We start from the raw sequence: 15,512 nt of genomic DNA, 5'->3' as shown, positions 1-15,512 counted from the left end.
AGCAGTTCCAGTAGAAATGGAAGGGCCAGCTGAAACCCGGAGTGGCAGAAAGAAGGCAGGATACTCACGGTCTTACCGCAATGAATACAGTAATGGCGTTGTACCGGAATGGAGAAGACATCCTCATACCAGATCACATGCCGGTGATAGACACCATGAAGATGGAGCCGCCTGCGCGAATAACAATGAGGACAGCTATCGATGCGAACTTTTTTAGCGGTGTAGAATTCGGTGATATAATCCAGTGGGTGGTCAGAAAAGTGTTCCAGATGAACCATGGTTTGTGCTTCCTTAAAGTGCTTAATGATTAATCATTATACCATAGTTGAAAAGCTCGGTTTAGCCGAAATAATTTGATTAAATCAAGACTGTTTTGACACTTATAATTTGACAATTAACACAAGACAAAGGCCAGAGTATTGGGGAGGTGCAAGACTATGAACGTTGGTGGAATCTTGAGTGGAATAAGGACTAAAAAAGGAATGAGCTTGAAAAAGTTGTATCACCTTTCAGGTGTTGCCGACTCGGTTATACATAGATGGGAAACTGGAGAGACAATGCCGAGAATTGATGTTTTGCAAAAGGTTCTTAATGCGATGGGTTACAAATTACAGATTGTAAAGAAGGAGAAAAAGAATGACAAGATTGGAAGATGTTAGCAAAGGAACGATGATTACCGTAAAGAGCAAAGAGGACTTTTATTTCAGAGTTTTAACTAGGGAAGACCTGGAACGGGAACTGAAAGAAAAAAAGGTGGCAAAGGCAAAAGTAAAAAATGATATTGAACTGACAAAAGCCGAAAAGTTGGTTGCAGAATTCAGCTTCAAGAAAGTTCTCGGATATTTTGGAGAAGTTTATGAAATGCATGAGGACTGGCAGGAAGCGGTTATGCAGGATATAGAGGATTCCGGGATTGAAGTAAAGAAGATCGAAAAAGCAATCAATGAGGTGTTCCGAAACAATCCAACATTCATAGAAGGTGAGAAGTTAGTTTTTGGGGAAGGAAAGGGTAGAAAAAATGCCTAGATTTGAAAGACAATGCCAGGAATGCGGTTTAATTTTTGAAATGGATTATTGGACACATCCGGATAAGTTTATTTGCCCGCATTGCAGGAACCAGGAAGAAAGCAGCGATAACAGAGCGATAAAGTCGTTAAAACGGATGAAACGAAAGCTGGGAGTGACAGCATCATGAAAAAGAGCACAAAAAAAGACTCTTCCAGGCACGGCAATGCTTATGGGAAGAGGCTCCATTAGAATACTTAGAGCATTATATCACAAATAATTGAATAATAAAAGACCGCCCTAAAAGCTGTGGAAGCAGAGGCGGTCTTTTTAAAAAGCTGTTATCTAATTATACCTTTTTTTAGTGAAGATAACAAGCGAAAAACGGCTGAGTAATCAGCTTTTTGACTCGATAAGAGTATTATTTTAACGACATCTTTATAGAAAAAGGGGTGAGCAAAATGCCGTATGTCAAAAAGACAACCAGGGCGGGCATGACGATTGAAGTGGAGAAATATTTTACAACTCGGTACCACAAAAAAGGAATTACCAGGGGAGAGAACAAAAAACCAACACCAGAGAAAATGGCCATCATCAATGAGCGGAATGCAGAGAAGAACCTGAGGCAGTTAATCAATAACAATTTTGGCCCGGGAGATCTGCACCAGACTCTGACATACAAAAAAGAATTACGGCCGGATCCGGAAGAATCAAAAAAGGAGCTGGAACGATATTTGAGAAAAGTCAGAACAATATACAAGCGGCGTGGCCATGATCTTAAGTACATCACGGTAACGGAATATAAAAACAAAGCTATACACCATCATTTAATAATTAACATGGTGAACGGTATTAGCGTGAAAGAATTGAATGATCTTTGGCAGAATGGGCGGACACGTTTCACCTATCTGGATGATACCGGACAGTATGGAGCGCTGGCCCATTACTTGATAAAAGAGACCAGAAAAACATACCAGGAAAAGGGAAGTCCTTCCGGTAAACGCTGGAACCCTTCCAGAAATTTGGAAAAACCAAAAACTGATGTTGAGATTGTTAAAGCAAAGGAATGGCGGAAGGAACCGGCGCCCAAAAAAGGATACATGCTGGAAAAGGATTCTATCCGGGAGGGATACCACGATTTTACAGGGTGGCCGTTCCAATGTTATAGCATGGTTAAGATTGAAAATAGGAAGAGGTACGGAAATGAAAAACAAAAAAGAAAACCACTGTAAAAAAGCTGACTGTTTATATTATGACCATAAACAGTACAACAATAATTGTTCGGCGTCGTCTACTCAGCATAAGTTACAGACATGCCGCATTTATCAGCAGCGGAAAGAAGAGGATAAGAAATGAGTGAACAGAAAATAAAGTATATTGATATTAATAAAATTGTACCACATCCCAAAAATCCACGAAAAAAATTAACGGATCTGGAAGAGCTGGCAGATAGTATCAAAGAAAATGGGATTATGCAGAATTTAACGGTAGTGCCATGGTATAGCCAGTTCACTGGAAAGCCAGGAGATAACGGCAGTACAGATGGTGAATATTATGCAGTCATTGGCCACCGGAGACTGGCAGCTGCAAAACTGGCCGGATTAAAAGAAGCGCCATGTGTTATCTCGGATATGGATGAAAAACAGCAAGTGGCAATTATGTTGATGGAGAACATGCAGCGTAGTGATTTGACAATCATTGAAGAGGCTGAAGGAATGCAAATGATGTTTGACCTGGGATCCACGGCTGATGAGATTGCAGAAAAGACGGGGCTCTCTAAAACGACGATAAATAGAAGAGTTCAGCTGCTGGATCTGGACCGGGAAAAGCTGTCAGAATCGTTTGAACGTGGCGGGAAGCTTCAGGATTACCTGGAACTGCATAAAATAAAAGACCAAGAAACTAGGAACCTGGTAATGGCCGAAATTGGAACAAATAACTTTGAGTGGTCATTAAAAAAAGCGATCCGTGCTGAACTGGGGCGTGAAAACAAAGCGGCCATCATAGAAATGGTCAGTGAGTTTGCCAAGGAAGTTCAGGAAGCCGACTGGAGCATAATGACCTATGTCACAGCGTATGGATATTATACCGACGAAGAGAGAGCAAAACCAAAAGACTGGCAAACAGAAGAATATTTTTTTAGAGTCGCCTCTAATGACGTATTTTTATATAAACGACGGCCAGATAATGATGAAACGGAGGAAGACCTACAAAGCGAAAAAAGGCGCATTGACAAAAATGAACTCGATGAAATAAAAAAAAGAATGTATGAAATGCGGTTTGATTTTGTGAAGAAATTACCGCAAAACAAGGTGAAAAAAAACAGCAGCGATATAACAGCTTTCGCAGTCATGGTAATACTTAATAATTTTAGCAACTGGTTTAACAGAGAGCGATTGGCCAGTTTGTTAGGGATTGAAAATCATGACGGCGATGAATTGGAAAAAAAGATCATCGAAGTGCCGGAAAAAGCACTGTTATCAATGCAATATTTACGGGCGGATGATGATCACAGAAGCTATGCTGATTATGACAATAGGTATAAAGGAAACAAGGAACTTGATAGTATTTATAATTTACTTGAGATTCTTGGATATAAAATGTCAGATGAAGAAATAGCCATCAGAAACGGAACCCATGAATTATATGCCAGAGAAGAAGAGGAATAAAGTGAAAAAAGGTGATTGCCGGTGCTGCAAGTACGAGAAAATAGGGCTGATCAATGGCCAGTGCCGGTATTGCGGGATAATATCTTTGAACTGGGAGCCAAAAGAAGAGGAAAAGGGGAAAAAGAAAAATGAAACAATCAGATCCCAGGGATATCAGAAAGCAGATAACGATCTGTGAAGTAAAACTGTATGGATCGGAAACAACAGAAGAGGGAGAATTTTTTACAGATTGCGAAATATCGGCATCAGAGCTTTCAGAATGCGTGGTGATAAAGGTAAAAGGAACGCATTCAGCCATTAAGATAAAAAAGACAGCACTATTAAGCTTAATAGGATATCCGTGTAATCACAATAAATATATTGAGAGGATTTAAATAATGACAAAGACAATTTACAACGAGGAAAAGTATGTGGAGAAATATCCGGATCCAACCGCAGCTCAGGCGATTGAGAATATCAACCGTGAAAACAGAAAGAGCCGGGAACAGCTTCAGGGACACCGGAGCCGGGTTATTGGCAAAAGTTTTGAAGAAGTGATTGAAGCGGCCTGCATAAATTACCGAAACAAAGAGATTGCCATCATTGAGAAAACCCCAGAACCAATGAAGGTTTTGGGAAAAGTCCATAGAAGAGGAAGTAATGGACGTTTTGAAGCGTGTTTCATCAAAAAAGCCCAACCAGATTTTAAAGGTTGCTTAGCAAACGGAAAAGCCATCGTCTTTGAAGCGAAAGCTACGGAAAAGGACAGGATCAGGAAAAATGTGATAACAGATGAACAATTTGAATATCTGGAAGGGTACTGGAAGATGAAAGCCAGCGCCTTTGTGCTTGTGTGTTTCAATATGGAGAGGTACTATCGGGTACCATGGGGGATTTGGAGGGAAATGGAAGTTATTTTTGGGAGAAAATATCTGCAGGAAAGGGATTTAGAAAGCTGCAGGGTTATGTTTTGGAATGGATACCTTGATTTCATGCATAACATAGCAGAGGTGTAAGAATGAAGCTTCCAAGTTGGCTAAAAATTACCATGATTCTATTGTTTTTATTGAGTTTTGCATTTGTTGCCTGCACCGGTGCTGCTGAAGCAAAAGGAGGTTCTGTATCTGCAAAACCAAGCGTGCCGGAAAGTAAACCAACAACGTCGAGCAATGCAAGCAAACCGGCAACGACAAGTAAGCAGACAAGCACAAGCGGTTCGACAAACCAGGGGAAAACGAACACAACCAGTAGTTACAAGCCGACGTCAACCGTAACGTATAGCGCAAAATCATCAAAACAAAGCAGCTATTACGCCTTGAGCAATAAGAAATTAGATTTCTCGAGACCGTATAAGTCATTTCAAAATTATGATTATCAAAAAGCTGCAAGTAACACCTATTATTACAGCAATTCGTTTTTATCAAATTATCTGGATTATTTAATTATTGAGAATTTGATGAACGATGAAGAAAAAGCAGATAAAAACAAAGACAATGATGCGTGGTTGTTGATGTATATGATTTTAAGGTGAATGGAGGAAAAAATGGTAGAAATCGCACTAGGAACGATAGCGATATTCATTACTGGATCAGTTATAATAACATCGCTTTCGTTTATGGCATTGTTGGTAATAGGAATAACTGAATGGTGGAAATATAGGAGGATGAGATGATAGAGATAAAAGGAAAGTACAATACTGCAGAAGTATTTACGGATGAAATAGAAAAAGAAACACACAAGCAGATTTTGGAAATGTGCAATGTAAAAGAGCTTGAAAATTCAACAATCAAAATCATGCCGGATTGTCATGCCGGCAAAGGCTGTACCATTGGCACAACAATCATAATGCCAGACGATACACCAATTAATCCATATTTTGTGGGTGTTGACATTGGCTGTGGTGTTGAACTGATGAAGATTCAGGGAGATTTCACATTTGAGCAGCTTGACGAAGTGATCAGAAAGAACATTCCTTCCGGGTTTTCTGTTTATGAGAAAACCTGTGACCATGCAGAGGAATTTGTTAAAAAGCTCAATTGCTTCGATCAATTGAAAAACAAAGAGCATTTATACAAAAGCTTGGGAACATTAGGTGGTGGGAATCATTTCATTGAGGTGGCAGAAAACAAGGAAAAGGAAAGATTCCTGCTCATACATAGCGGATCTCGGAACCTGGGGAATCAGGTGGCACTGATTTATGGAGCTGCAGCAGATAAGGAAGGTTTTCTGACCGGGGAATTAAGAGAAAAATACTTGCAGGACATGAGGCTGTGCCAGGCGTTCGCAGAAGCAAATAGAAGCTCAATCGGAATGGAGATTATCTTTAGACTGGGGATTCAGGGATCAACGGAATGTACGACCGTTCATAATTACATTGAAATGAATTGGGACATGATCACGTTGCGAAAAGGAGCTGTCAGCGCATGGCCAGATGAAAAGCTGGTGATCCCAATGAATATGAGGGATGGTACTATTTTGGCCAAAGGTAAAGGAAACCAAAACTGGAACTTCTCAGCACCGCATGGAGCCGGTCGGATCCTCAGCCGATCCCAGGCAAAGAAGCGCCTGGACGTTACAGAATTTGAAAAAGAGATGACTGGTATTTTCACAACCTGCGTTTCAAAGGAAACCTTGGACGAAGCACCGATGGCGTATAAGCCAATGGAGCAGATCATTGATCATATTGACGATACAATTGAAATACTGGATATCTTGAAGCCGATTTATAATTTTAAGGCATAAGGAGAGGGAAGATGAAGCTAAGCGATATTGGAAAAGAAAGAGAACAGCAATCGCTGCAGGAATTGTTTGAAGTTGAACTGGAAAAAGTAATTGAAAACATTATGGATAAGCGCACCTATCCGGGGGATAAGAGAAAAATTCAGATCAATGTGATCGTTGTTCCTAAAAGTGAAAGGGATAAACTGAGATTAACATACGATATCAAAACAACATTGGCACCAATCATGGGCGGGGAAACGAATTTAGACATTGTTGGACAAGGTTATGGACAATACGAAATAAGACCGAGTATTTCAACAAGCAGAATACCCGGTCAGGTTGATTATCGTGATGTGTTACCAGACGATGATGGCGTTTATCCAGAGGCATAGAACATGGATATTTTAACATTACTGGTTATTCTGATTGGCGTTGTCACATTAATGTGGATCGTTGCGTCATACATGGAGATCGAGAAATTAAAAACTATCGTTTATGGTGAAAAACCAAAGATGAAGTTATCCAGCCTGTGGGAGAAGTTGAAACGGCGCTCAGTAGAATTGGGGAAGCATTCATAAATGTAGGGCATGCATGGGAGGTTACATTTGCTGGACGGATACAAAAGCTTGATGAAAACAAAATATATTATTTGGCTCACCCATGTACGACCGGGGGAAAAAGCATTAAAGAAAATAAAATCAGAGAAGAGTTTCTATATCAGAGAATCATCAATGAGAATCCAGGTATCCGGATCATTCGACCTTTGCAGATCATCCCAGAAGATATGCCACATGAAGAGGCAATGATCAGGTGCTTTAATATGCTGGATGCTGCAGATACAATAATTTTGCCGATGGGATGGGAAAAGAGTAATGGTTGCTCTATGGAGCATAAGAGGGCAGAGAAAAAAAGAAAAGAGAGAATATTGTTAAGAACGAATTAGGGGGAAAAATGAACGACGAAAGATTAATGGCAATCATAAAAACGACAGCAGAAGAGGCGGCGGAGTGTTCATCATCAATGACGCTATTGAAATTTCAGAAGGGAAACCTGATGAAAGATAATAAGCGATCAACCTTTAAAAAAACAGAATCGCTCCTTTATAATTATCCGAAGTTTAAGCAGATTATAAAGGAGCGGGAAGAGGTTCTATCCCATGAATCAAACTTCTTCCCAGCAGGTAAGAGCGCTGACATTGTCAGATACTCAAAGCAGTCGCAAGGGACTAAGGATATCGATGAGATTATTAAAGAGAAGCACGACGCATATGAGCTATCACTGGAAAGAACAAAGCGATCAGTCAAACTTATTGACGATGCATTGGGCAAGCTTATCGAGGATCCTTATTATGAAATCATCCCGGCAAAGTATTTTGAAAGCAAAACACATGAACAGATTGCTGAGATGTTCGGAAAAGATATATCAACGATTACCAGGAATAAAAGCCGGTTGGTGAATGAGCTGAAGATAATCCTATTCAGTGATGAGGCAATTGTGGAGCTATTTACTTAAGCACTTGACAAATGCACAATCAGCGCACAATTGGTGCTATTGTGTGCGCTATATATAGAGTTTATAATGTGTACAAGTAAAATTATGTAAATGAGACATCGGGAAACCGGTGTCTTTTTATATTTAAAAGGTGAGCGAATGAATGAGGACAAATGTTTATACTGCATTAACCGTTGGGGATGCGGTGGTATCTGTACCAGATGTGAACGAACAGAGTGTGGGTACAATCATAACGGACATTGTTTAGACGTCAAAGCGTTGAAGCATCCGGACAAACAGACAGGCTGTATTTATTACACGAATAGCAATAAGAGAGGAGAAGGATAATGAAGATTGATCCAAAGGAATATAGAGTTGAGAAGCTTAACGCCAATGGTGTATTTGTTGAGTTGGATGATGTTATTGATATAAGAGCTGATGAAAGCATTCTGTATAGCGAGGGATCATACATTGAATCAGTGATTGATGTCATTATTATAACTCACATCAATGATGGCGTGCTGACTATTACATCGGGTAATGTTGCAGAGTTTCGATTCAATAAACGAACATGGGGTAGAGATCGTATCACGCTTTATCCATGCGATCCTGATAAGAATACGGAATGCAAAGATAGAATGAATTGCTTTTACAATCCGCAAAGTATAAACAGAGAATGCAAAGAAACAACGCACCGAGAGTTCCGGCGTGAAGAGTGATCCGTATTACCAATCAAAGAAGCACAAGGCATGGCGGGCCAAAGTATTAAGGCGAGACAACTACCAATGCCAGGAGTGCAAGCGTTACGGAATACTCAGGGAAGGAACCATTGCACACCACGTAAAACCCAGGGAAGACTATCCAGAGCTGCAGTATGACGTGGATAACGGCAGGACACTTTGCGCAAAACACCACAACAAAGAGCATCCGGAAAAAGGAACAAAAGCTTTGAAGTCCAGAAGACAATTGTAAATAATGGGATAGCAAAGCCAATCCCCCCCATCTAAAATAAAAATTATTTAAAATTTCGAACATTGGATAGGGTGACTCTTTCCAATAGAGCGACCGCCAGAAAACTTTTTTTGACAATGAAGGGAGGTGATCGAGTGGCACGGGCGAGAAGAAAAAAAACTGAAACAGAATATGAATTTAACGTCCGGGTGGAAAAAGGAAAAATCATCGAAGATATGAAAAAGCTTGGAACGTATAAGCCACAATATGAGAGCATCACAAATGTTTACGCAGATCTGTTGGTTCAATATGCGGATGCGAACAGAAAATTTGCGGAATCAGATTGTGCGTATGAAACCACCACCGGCGCCGGAGGAACGAAAAAATCTGCAATCGTGGCGACACTCGAAAGTCTGAGAAAAGATATCCTCGCATACTCGGATCGTCTTTGTCTTAACCCGAAATCGGTGGAGTCGGTGACGACTGAACAAACCAAAAGATCTGGACTGGCGGATATTCTGAAAAACTTCGATGGCTAAAAATTACGATCTTGTGATGGAGTATGCCAGCAGCATCGTTGAAGGTCGAAAAATAGCATGCCGTGAACAGATCCAAGGTTGCCAACGGTTTTTAAATGATTTAAAAAATCCGGATTATGAGTTTAAGACAAAAGATGCAGAGTTTGTTATCTACATCATTGAAAATACCTTTGTTCATATGCAGGGCGAAATGCTTGACGGTACGCCGCTCAGGGGAAAGCCGTTTCTGCTGGAGCCTTTCCACAAAGTTATTGTTTACAATTTATTGGGGTTTTACCACAAAGGAACAAAAATTAGGCGCTTCAAAGAGGCGCTTATTTTTATACCACGAAAAAATATCAAAACAAGCTTTGCCGCAGCACTTGCATGGGCATTGGCGATACTGGAAAGAAGGAGCGGGAGTAAAGTATATATTGTGGCCGCCGCAATGAAGCAGTCTTTAGAAAGTTTCAACTTTATAAATTTCAACCTTCTTCAAATGGAAGAAAAGAAAAACTTCCGGGTGATTGATAACAATCAGGAACATTCGATTTCTGGCGACCTGGGCGATGGATCATTATTCATTCAAGCTCTGGCAGCCAATCCGGACAGACAAGATTCATTAAATTGTAATCTGGCCATAGCCGATGAGATCCACGCTTATAAAACACCGAAGCAATACAACATCATCAAAGAAGCCATGAAAGCTTATACCAACAAATTGATGATCGGGATCACAACCGCTGGAGATGATGCGAACTCTTTCTGTTTTCGCAGGATTGAGTATTGTAAAAAGATATTAGCCGGGACGGTGACCGATGAACAGTATTATGTTTTCATTTGCAAAGCTGACCAGGATGATGATGGTGACGTTGATTATACCAATCCGGTTATTCATGAAATGGCAAACCCGGCCTATGGGGTGTCGATTCGTCCGGAGGAAATAATGAATGATGCCAGGCAGGCTCAAAATGATCCGCAGCAGCGAAAAGATTTTTTTGCAAAATCTTTGAATGTCTACACCAGCGCCTTGAAAGCTTACTTTAATCTTGACGAGTTTCAAAGTTCTGATAGCCAGTACAACTGGACACTGGAAGAACTGGCCGCCCTTCCAATCAACTGGTATGGTGGCGCCGATCTTTCGAAAATGCATGACTTAACGGCGGCGGCCCTGTATGGGCGCTACACCTTTGAGGGAAAAGAAATTGATATCTGTATCACCCATGGTTTTTTCCCGGTCGCTGCAGCGGTGGAAAAGGCAGAAGAGGACAGCATCCCTTTATTTGGCTGGAAAGATGATGGCGTATTAACCATGTCAAATACAAAAACCGTCCACTATGATGATGTAGTCATGTGGTTTGAAAAAATGCGAACCATGGGTTTTAGAATTAAAATAATCGGGTTTGATAAAAAGTTCGGTAAAGAATTTTTTACAAAGATGAAAAAGAGCAGATTTAAAATTGTGGATCAACCGCAGTATTTTTATAAAAAATCTGAAGGGTTTCGAAGGATTGAAAAAAAGGCAAAAGACGGAGAATTTTATTATCTCCATAATCAGGGTTTTGAATATTGCCTACAAAATGTCCGGGCCATCGAAAAAACAGACGATATGATCCAGTATGAAAAAGTAGACGGTGACGGTGGAACGATGCGGATTGATATGTTTGATGCCGGTGTTTTTGGAGCCGTGCAAATGTTGGATGTCATGGAAAAAGATGGAAAGGCAAAACAATGGTTTGATTAGAAAAAAGGAGGAGTGAAGAGTGGGAAGACGAAACAAAAAAACAAATGTGATCCGGGGTGAGCCGGAGAAAAGAGAGTCAATATCGTCGTGGATGGTTTCGAGTGATGCTTTTGAGACTCTGGTTGTGAGTGGGTATACCCGATTGGCAGATAACCCGGAAGTTCAAATTGCCGTTAATAAAATTGCTGATCTGGTATCGTCAATGACGATCCACCTTATGAGAAACACCAATAAAGGCGATGTCCGGGTGCAGAATGAGCTGTCTAAGAAAATTGACATTTCACCAAACAAAAACATGACCCGGAAAACGTTCATGCATGCGGTTGTTAAAACAATGCTGCTGGAAGGGAACAGCGTGGTTTTCCCGAAAACAGCCAGTGGCATGATTGATGATCTGGTACCGCTGAAACCTTCCCGGGTATCGTTCCAGGAAAATGGAGACTCATATTATGTAAGGTATGGCGGGTTAACATACCAACCAGAAAACATGATTCATTTCCCAATTAATCCGGATCCCGAAAGGCCATGGATGGGGCTAGGGTATCGGGTCGCACTCAAAGAAGTTGTCCAGAATCTAAGGCAAGCAGCGGCCACAAAAAAAGGGTTTATGGAATCCAAATGGAAACCGTCCCTGGTGGTCAGGGTCGATGCCCTGGCCGATGAATTCAGCGGCAAAGATGGACGGACAAAATTTCTCAACGAGTACATTGATACTCAGGATGCCGGACAACCGTGGGTAATCCCTTCGGAGCTGCTGGACATCCAGCAGGTCAAGCCGCTGTCACTCAATGACCTGGCAATTAATGAGGCGGTCACCATTGATAAAAAAACAGTCGCCGGCATTATCAATGTCCCGGCCTTTATTGTGGGTGCCGGGCAGTATAACAAAGATGAGTATAACAATTTTATCAACTCCACAATTTTACCAATCTGTAAATTGATTGAACAGGAGTTGACCAGGAAGCTGTTAATTTCTCCGGATCTGTATTTTAAATTTAATTCCCGGGCATTGTATGCCTATGACATCAAAGATCTGTCCAGTGTTGGCCAGGAACTATTTGTCAGAGGGATCTTAACCGGCAATGAAGTCCGGGCCAGTCTGGGGTATAGTCCACTCGATGGGCTGGATGAGCTGGTCATACTGGAAAACTTCATTCCGATCAGCAGCATCGGAGATCAGAAAAAACTTAACCAGAATGGAGGTGGTAGTGAATGAGTCGAGATATAAGACAATCCAGGGATCTGGTAATGGAAATTGAAAAGCGTGAAGATGATGGAACCGGCGATTTATTCCTCGAGGGATATTTCGCTATTTTTAATTCCAATTATGAGTTATGGCCGGGCGCCACTGAGAGTATCGCTCCTGGGGCCTTTACTGAATGCATAAGCGGTGATGTTAGAGCGCTGTACAACCATGACACAAATTTAGTTTTAGGCCGCACGGGAGCCGGTACGCTTGAATTGCGTGAAGATTCACACGGGCTATGGGGCAAGATTAAAATTAATCGCAACGATACAGACGCCATGAACGCCCACACCCGGATCATGCGGGGGGATGTTACCCAGTGCTCATTCGGTTTTGATATTGAAGCCGAAGAATTTAGAGACAACGGTGATGGTACCTGTCACTGGACGATCACAAAAGTAAATCCATTATATGAAATTTCGCCATGCGTGTTTCCAGCCTATAAGGAAACAACCGTTTCCGCACGTAAGGAAGATTTTGAAAATATCAAAAAAAGACAACATGAAGCGTGGCAGCAACAAATGAAATCAAAAATAAAGGAGGTCAGTAATGGCTTTAAAAGTATTGATGAGGAAAAAAGAACTGACAGAAAAGCAAAAGCAACTCGTGGAGCTTAGAAAAGTTTCGGAAACATTCCCGACCCGGGAAATTAATCTGGAAAAGGCGATTGAAGAGGCCGAAACCGAAGAGGAAAAAAAGGTCGTTGAAGAAGAGGTTGAAAAGTATGAAGCGGATAAAGCTGAAAATGAAGCAGCGATAGCAGAAACTGAGACTGAAATTGCCGGAATCGAAGCGGAGATTGCTGAGATCGAAAGATCTGCACCTGTTGGAACTCCGGCAGAACAACCAAAAAACACAGAAGAAAAGAGAGGTAATATTATGCCAATGAACACCAGAAGATTTTTCGGAATGACACCAGAAACCCGGGACGCATTTCTTGCCCGCGAGGATGTAAGAGACTTTATTGAAGCGATTCGTGAAATCAAAACAAGAGGTATTACAAATGGGAGCCTGTCTGTTCCGGAAGTGATGCTGGAACTTTTACGGGACAACATGGAGCAGTACTCAAAACTTACAAAATACGTAACCTTGAAGCCAATTGGCGGAACAGCCCGGGAAAACATTATGGGCGCCGCTCCTGAGGGCGTATGGATGGAAGCAGAGGGCGAATTGAATGAACTTGATATGTCATTAAACCAGGTTGAGGTTGATGGTTATATGGTCGGTGGAATCATCTGGATCCATAACAATTTGCTGAAAGATAGTGATTTGGCACTTGGCAGCGAAATTATGGATCAACTGGGTAAAGCCATCGGCAAAGGTATTGACAGAGCGTTGCTGTATGGAACGGGAACAAAGATGCCGGTTGGTATTGTAACCAGACTTGCCCAAACAGCAGCACCATCTAACTGGCCAACGTTCGCCCCAGCGTGGACAGATCTGCACACCACAAACGTTAAAAAACTGAATATTAACGGAACCACGGGTGCTGCGTTTTACGCTTCACTCATTGAGGCCCTTGGCGTGGCAGCACCAAATTATTCAGATGGTAAAGCCTTTTGGGTAATGAACAGAAAAACGCATATTAATTTAATGACAAAAGCCCTGGCATTTGATGCGGCAGCCGCTCTGATCGCTGGTGTTAACAATCAGATGCCAATTATCGGCGGCAGCATTGAAGAAATTGAGCTTGTTGGAGATAATGAAATTATCGGAGGTTTTGGTTCTGTTTATATTCTGGCAGAACGGGAAGGATCTGCCCTTGAAAAATCAGAGCATGCCAGATTTGCACAAAACCAGACCGGATTTAAGGGCTATGCCCGTTATGATGGGATGCCTGTTTTTGGGGAAGCATTCGTGATGGTATCATTCGATAATACCGACGCAGCCACTACTTCAACTTTCGAAACTGACTACGCCAACACTGAACTGGGAGCATTGGCCGTAACCTCGGTTGCTGGTACCGCATCGGGTGATACATTAGTAACCGTTGCCGGAGCTGAAGCCAGTGGAACGACCCTGGGTTATAAAGTTCTCGGGAAAGCAGCAGCGGTTAAATCCGGTGATCCAAGCACTGGTTACACAGCCTTTACTACGCCAGACGATATTACCGCAGCAACAGGCAAGATTATTACAGTTGTCGAATTTGACGCTGCTGGCCGGGCCATTAAAGTCGGTACCTGCAGCGTAGTGGCAAAAGCCTAGTTTTAGGAGGTTAAAGGATGCAGGATGATCTATTACTGGTAATGTTAAAGCAGGATCTTGAAATCCTGCATACAGCAAAAGACGAATACCTGACAAATCTGATTAAAATCGCCAAAGAGATGATTGCCCGGGAGGGCATCACTCTGGGCGATGATTATGAGGATCAGGGAATTGTAGTGATGTACGCCGCCTGGATGTACCGGAAACGGGCGGCCCCTGATTCGGCAATGCCCCGGATGATAAGGGCCGCTTTAAACAATAAACTGTTTTCCCAGAAAGCGACGGTGACAACCGATGTTTGATGGGGGACTAGTAAAAATTTATAAGATTGGTAATGTGAGCAACCCCGGCGATACGCCGGTGGAAGCGCTCACGTTTTACCAGTCTTTTTATTTTGAAGAAAAAACAATCGGCATGACCAGGGCATACGCTGCCATGCAAGCCGATTCAAAGATTGACCGGTTGATAAGCATCTGGCAAGACCGATCAGTGACCGATCAATGTGTTTGTGTGATTTTTGATGGCTCAAAGATTGAGGACAATGTTGAGGTCGGGATTCAATACCGGATTACCCAGGCGCAGCATAAGACAAATAACGATGGTCTTAGAATATCAGATCTGACACTGGAAAGGTTGGATGGTGGGTTATATGACATTAGCTGATGTAAAAAACGCCTTATTGGGTGTTTTGCCGGGGAAAGTCTATCATCATTTCGCAGCGACCGGAGCAGTGGCCCCGTATATCGTTTGGGCAGAGGACGGCCAGTCCGGAAGTTTGTATGGTGATGGGAAAATGGTTAAACAGGTCATGGAAGGAACCATTGACTTGTTCACAAAACAGGAATATGATCCGCTGTTTTCAGAAATACAGCATGCATTAAACAATGCCGGGATCGGGTTTCGTCTGAATTCTGTGCAGTTTGAAGAGGACACACAGATATTTCATCACGAATGGGTGTGGAACATACCGATGGGGGTGTAGA

The 15,512-nt window shown here is 41.9% G+C and carries 21 protein-coding genes and 1 pseudogene; 21 read left to right on the top strand and 1 reads right to left on the bottom strand.

Features of this window, described 5'->3' with window-relative positions:
- Positions 1 to 278 (bottom strand): annotated as a pseudogene (locus tag ACWI_RS18665) (transposase); the annotation flags it as partial.
- Between the two features lie 159 nt (positions 279 to 437).
- On the opposite strand from ACWI_RS18665, the gene ACWI_RS16635 reads away from it, so the two are divergent.
- The 21 genes from ACWI_RS16635 to ACWI_RS16540 all read left to right on the top strand — a co-directional run bounded on the left by ACWI_RS16635 (position 438) and on the right by ACWI_RS16540 (position 15,511).
- The gene (locus ACWI_RS16635; protein ID WP_070372573.1) at positions 438 to 659 is read left to right on the top strand and encodes a helix-turn-helix domain-containing protein; all 222 of its coding nucleotides are present in this window, start codon (positions 438 to 440) and stop codon (positions 657 to 659) included.
- On the top strand, positions 637 to 1,026 hold the full coding sequence (locus ACWI_RS16630) for a hypothetical protein (protein WP_070372572.1): 390 nt from the start codon (positions 637 to 639) through the stop codon (positions 1,024 to 1,026). Before ACWI_RS16635 ends, ACWI_RS16630 begins: the two co-directional genes overlap by 23 nt.
- 440 nt (positions 1,027 to 1,466) lie before the next feature.
- Complete coding sequence (locus ACWI_RS16625) at positions 1,467 to 2,237, top strand: rolling circle replication-associated protein (RefSeq protein ID WP_070372571.1); 771 nt, start codon at positions 1,467 to 1,469, stop codon at positions 2,235 to 2,237.
- Between the two features lie 120 nt (positions 2,238 to 2,357).
- Positions 2,358 to 3,674: a ParB/RepB/Spo0J family partition protein gene (locus ACWI_RS16620; RefSeq protein WP_070372570.1), complete on the top strand. Its 1,317-nt coding sequence runs from the start codon at positions 2,358 to 2,360 to the stop codon at positions 3,672 to 3,674.
- Between the two features lie 128 nt (positions 3,675 to 3,802).
- Entirely contained in the window at positions 3,803 to 4,048 is a 246-nt protein-coding gene (locus tag ACWI_RS16615; protein ID WP_070372569.1) for a hypothetical protein, read from the top strand.
- 3 nt (positions 4,049 to 4,051) lie between these two features.
- Positions 4,052 to 4,669: a Holliday junction resolvase RecU gene (locus ACWI_RS16610; protein ID WP_070372568.1), complete on the top strand. Its 618-nt coding sequence runs from the start codon at positions 4,052 to 4,054 to the stop codon at positions 4,667 to 4,669.
- Between the two features lie 2 nt (positions 4,670 to 4,671).
- Positions 4,672 to 5,184, top strand: a complete 513-nt coding sequence (locus ACWI_RS16605) for a hypothetical protein (RefSeq protein WP_070372567.1) — start codon at positions 4,672 to 4,674, stop codon at positions 5,182 to 5,184.
- 137 nt (positions 5,185 to 5,321) lie between these two features.
- The gene (locus ACWI_RS16600; RefSeq protein ID WP_070372566.1) at positions 5,322 to 6,395 is read left to right on the top strand and encodes an RtcB family protein; all 1,074 of its coding nucleotides are present in this window, start codon (positions 5,322 to 5,324) and stop codon (positions 6,393 to 6,395) included.
- A gap of 11 nt (positions 6,396 to 6,406) precedes the next feature.
- Positions 6,407 to 6,766, top strand: coding sequence for a hypothetical protein (locus tag ACWI_RS16595; RefSeq protein WP_070372565.1), 360 nt, complete (start codon positions 6,407 to 6,409; stop codon positions 6,764 to 6,766).
- A gap of 137 nt (positions 6,767 to 6,903) precedes the next feature.
- Positions 6,904 to 7,317 (top strand): DUF4406 domain-containing protein, encoded by a 414-nt coding sequence (locus ACWI_RS16590; RefSeq protein WP_070372564.1) that lies wholly within the window; start codon positions 6,904 to 6,906, stop codon positions 7,315 to 7,317.
- Between the two features lie 8 nt (positions 7,318 to 7,325).
- Positions 7,326 to 7,886: a sigma-70 RNA polymerase sigma factor region 4 domain-containing protein gene (locus tag ACWI_RS16585; protein ID WP_070372563.1), complete on the top strand. Its 561-nt coding sequence runs from the start codon at positions 7,326 to 7,328 to the stop codon at positions 7,884 to 7,886.
- Positions 7,887 to 8,212: 326 nt separating this feature from the next.
- Positions 8,213 to 8,584, top strand: coding sequence for a hypothetical protein (locus ACWI_RS16580; RefSeq protein ID WP_070372562.1), 372 nt, complete (start codon positions 8,213 to 8,215; stop codon positions 8,582 to 8,584).
- Positions 8,574 to 8,837: an HNH endonuclease gene (locus ACWI_RS18660; RefSeq protein WP_084633773.1), complete on the top strand. Its 264-nt coding sequence runs from the start codon at positions 8,574 to 8,576 to the stop codon at positions 8,835 to 8,837. Before ACWI_RS16580 ends, ACWI_RS18660 begins: the two co-directional genes overlap by 11 nt.
- 134 nt (positions 8,838 to 8,971) lie before the next feature.
- Complete coding sequence (locus ACWI_RS16575; RefSeq protein WP_207648661.1) at positions 8,972 to 9,355, top strand: P27 family phage terminase small subunit; 384 nt, start codon at positions 8,972 to 8,974, stop codon at positions 9,353 to 9,355.
- The gene (locus ACWI_RS16570) at positions 9,348 to 11,078 is read left to right on the top strand and encodes a terminase large subunit (protein WP_070372561.1); all 1,731 of its coding nucleotides are present in this window, start codon (positions 9,348 to 9,350) and stop codon (positions 11,076 to 11,078) included. The genes ACWI_RS16575 and ACWI_RS16570 overlap by 8 nt, the downstream gene beginning before the upstream one ends.
- Positions 11,079 to 11,097: 19 nt before the next feature.
- Positions 11,098 to 12,294 carry a phage portal protein gene (locus ACWI_RS16565; protein ID WP_070372560.1) on the top strand — a complete coding sequence of 399 codons (1,197 nt, stop codon included), beginning with the start codon at positions 11,098 to 11,100 and terminating at the stop codon, positions 12,292 to 12,294.
- On the top strand, positions 12,291 to 12,941 hold the full coding sequence (locus ACWI_RS16560) for an HK97 family phage prohead protease (RefSeq protein WP_070372559.1): 651 nt from the start codon (positions 12,291 to 12,293) through the stop codon (positions 12,939 to 12,941). Before ACWI_RS16565 ends, ACWI_RS16560 begins: the two co-directional genes overlap by 4 nt.
- On the top strand, positions 12,874 to 14,529 hold the full coding sequence (locus tag ACWI_RS16555) for a phage major capsid protein (RefSeq protein ID WP_070372558.1): 1,656 nt from the start codon (positions 12,874 to 12,876) through the stop codon (positions 14,527 to 14,529). The genes ACWI_RS16560 and ACWI_RS16555 overlap by 68 nt, the downstream gene beginning before the upstream one ends.
- Before the next feature lie 17 nt (positions 14,530 to 14,546).
- Entirely contained in the window at positions 14,547 to 14,831 is a 285-nt protein-coding gene (locus ACWI_RS16550) for a hypothetical protein (RefSeq protein ID WP_070372557.1), read from the top strand.
- Entirely contained in the window at positions 14,824 to 15,192 is a 369-nt protein-coding gene (locus ACWI_RS16545; RefSeq protein WP_070372556.1) for a hypothetical protein, read from the top strand. The genes ACWI_RS16550 and ACWI_RS16545 overlap by 8 nt, the downstream gene beginning before the upstream one ends.
- Positions 15,179 to 15,511, top strand: coding sequence for a DUF3168 domain-containing protein (locus tag ACWI_RS16540; protein ID WP_070372555.1), 333 nt, complete (start codon positions 15,179 to 15,181; stop codon positions 15,509 to 15,511). The genes ACWI_RS16545 and ACWI_RS16540 overlap by 14 nt, the downstream gene beginning before the upstream one ends.
- Position 15,512 lies beyond the last annotated feature (1 nt).

This window comes from Acetobacterium wieringae (assembly GCF_001766835.1).
Lineage (GTDB): Bacteria > Bacillota > Clostridia > Eubacteriales > Eubacteriaceae > Acetobacterium > Acetobacterium wieringae.
This window is presented reverse-complemented; position numbering and strand designations above follow the sequence as displayed.

Coding starts and splice junctions, on each gene's coding strand:
- ACWI_RS16620 (WP_070372570.1), top strand. CDS start 2,358: ATGAGTGAACAGAAAATAAAGTATATTGATATTAATAAAATTGTACCA.
- ACWI_RS16625 (WP_070372571.1), top strand. CDS start 1,467: ATGCCGTATGTCAAAAAGACAACCAGGGCGGGCATGACGATTGAAGTG.
- ACWI_RS16635 (WP_070372573.1), top strand. CDS start 438: ATGAACGTTGGTGGAATCTTGAGTGGAATAAGGACTAAAAAAGGAATG.
- ACWI_RS16605 (WP_070372567.1), top strand. CDS start 4,672: ATGAAGCTTCCAAGTTGGCTAAAAATTACCATGATTCTATTGTTTTTA.
- ACWI_RS16560 (WP_070372559.1), top strand. CDS start 12,291: ATGAGTCGAGATATAAGACAATCCAGGGATCTGGTAATGGAAATTGAA.
- ACWI_RS16570 (WP_070372561.1), top strand. CDS start 9,348: ATGGCTAAAAATTACGATCTTGTGATGGAGTATGCCAGCAGCATCGTT.
- ACWI_RS16600 (WP_070372566.1), top strand. CDS start 5,322: ATGATAGAGATAAAAGGAAAGTACAATACTGCAGAAGTATTTACGGAT.
- ACWI_RS16610 (WP_070372568.1), top strand. CDS start 4,052: ATGACAAAGACAATTTACAACGAGGAAAAGTATGTGGAGAAATATCCG.
- ACWI_RS16555 (WP_070372558.1), top strand. CDS start 12,874: ATGGCTTTAAAAGTATTGATGAGGAAAAAAGAACTGACAGAAAAGCAA.
- ACWI_RS16615 (WP_070372569.1), top strand. CDS start 3,803: ATGAAACAATCAGATCCCAGGGATATCAGAAAGCAGATAACGATCTGT.
- ACWI_RS16550 (WP_070372557.1), top strand. CDS start 14,547: ATGCAGGATGATCTATTACTGGTAATGTTAAAGCAGGATCTTGAAATC.
- ACWI_RS16595 (WP_070372565.1), top strand. CDS start 6,407: ATGAAGCTAAGCGATATTGGAAAAGAAAGAGAACAGCAATCGCTGCAG.
- ACWI_RS16540 (WP_070372555.1), top strand. CDS start 15,179: ATGACATTAGCTGATGTAAAAAACGCCTTATTGGGTGTTTTGCCGGGG.
- ACWI_RS16630 (WP_070372572.1), top strand. CDS start 637: ATGACAAGATTGGAAGATGTTAGCAAAGGAACGATGATTACCGTAAAG.
- ACWI_RS16545 (WP_070372556.1), top strand. CDS start 14,824: ATGTTTGATGGGGGACTAGTAAAAATTTATAAGATTGGTAATGTGAGC.
- ACWI_RS16580 (WP_070372562.1), top strand. CDS start 8,213: ATGAAGATTGATCCAAAGGAATATAGAGTTGAGAAGCTTAACGCCAAT.
- ACWI_RS16585 (WP_070372563.1), top strand. CDS start 7,326: ATGAACGACGAAAGATTAATGGCAATCATAAAAACGACAGCAGAAGAG.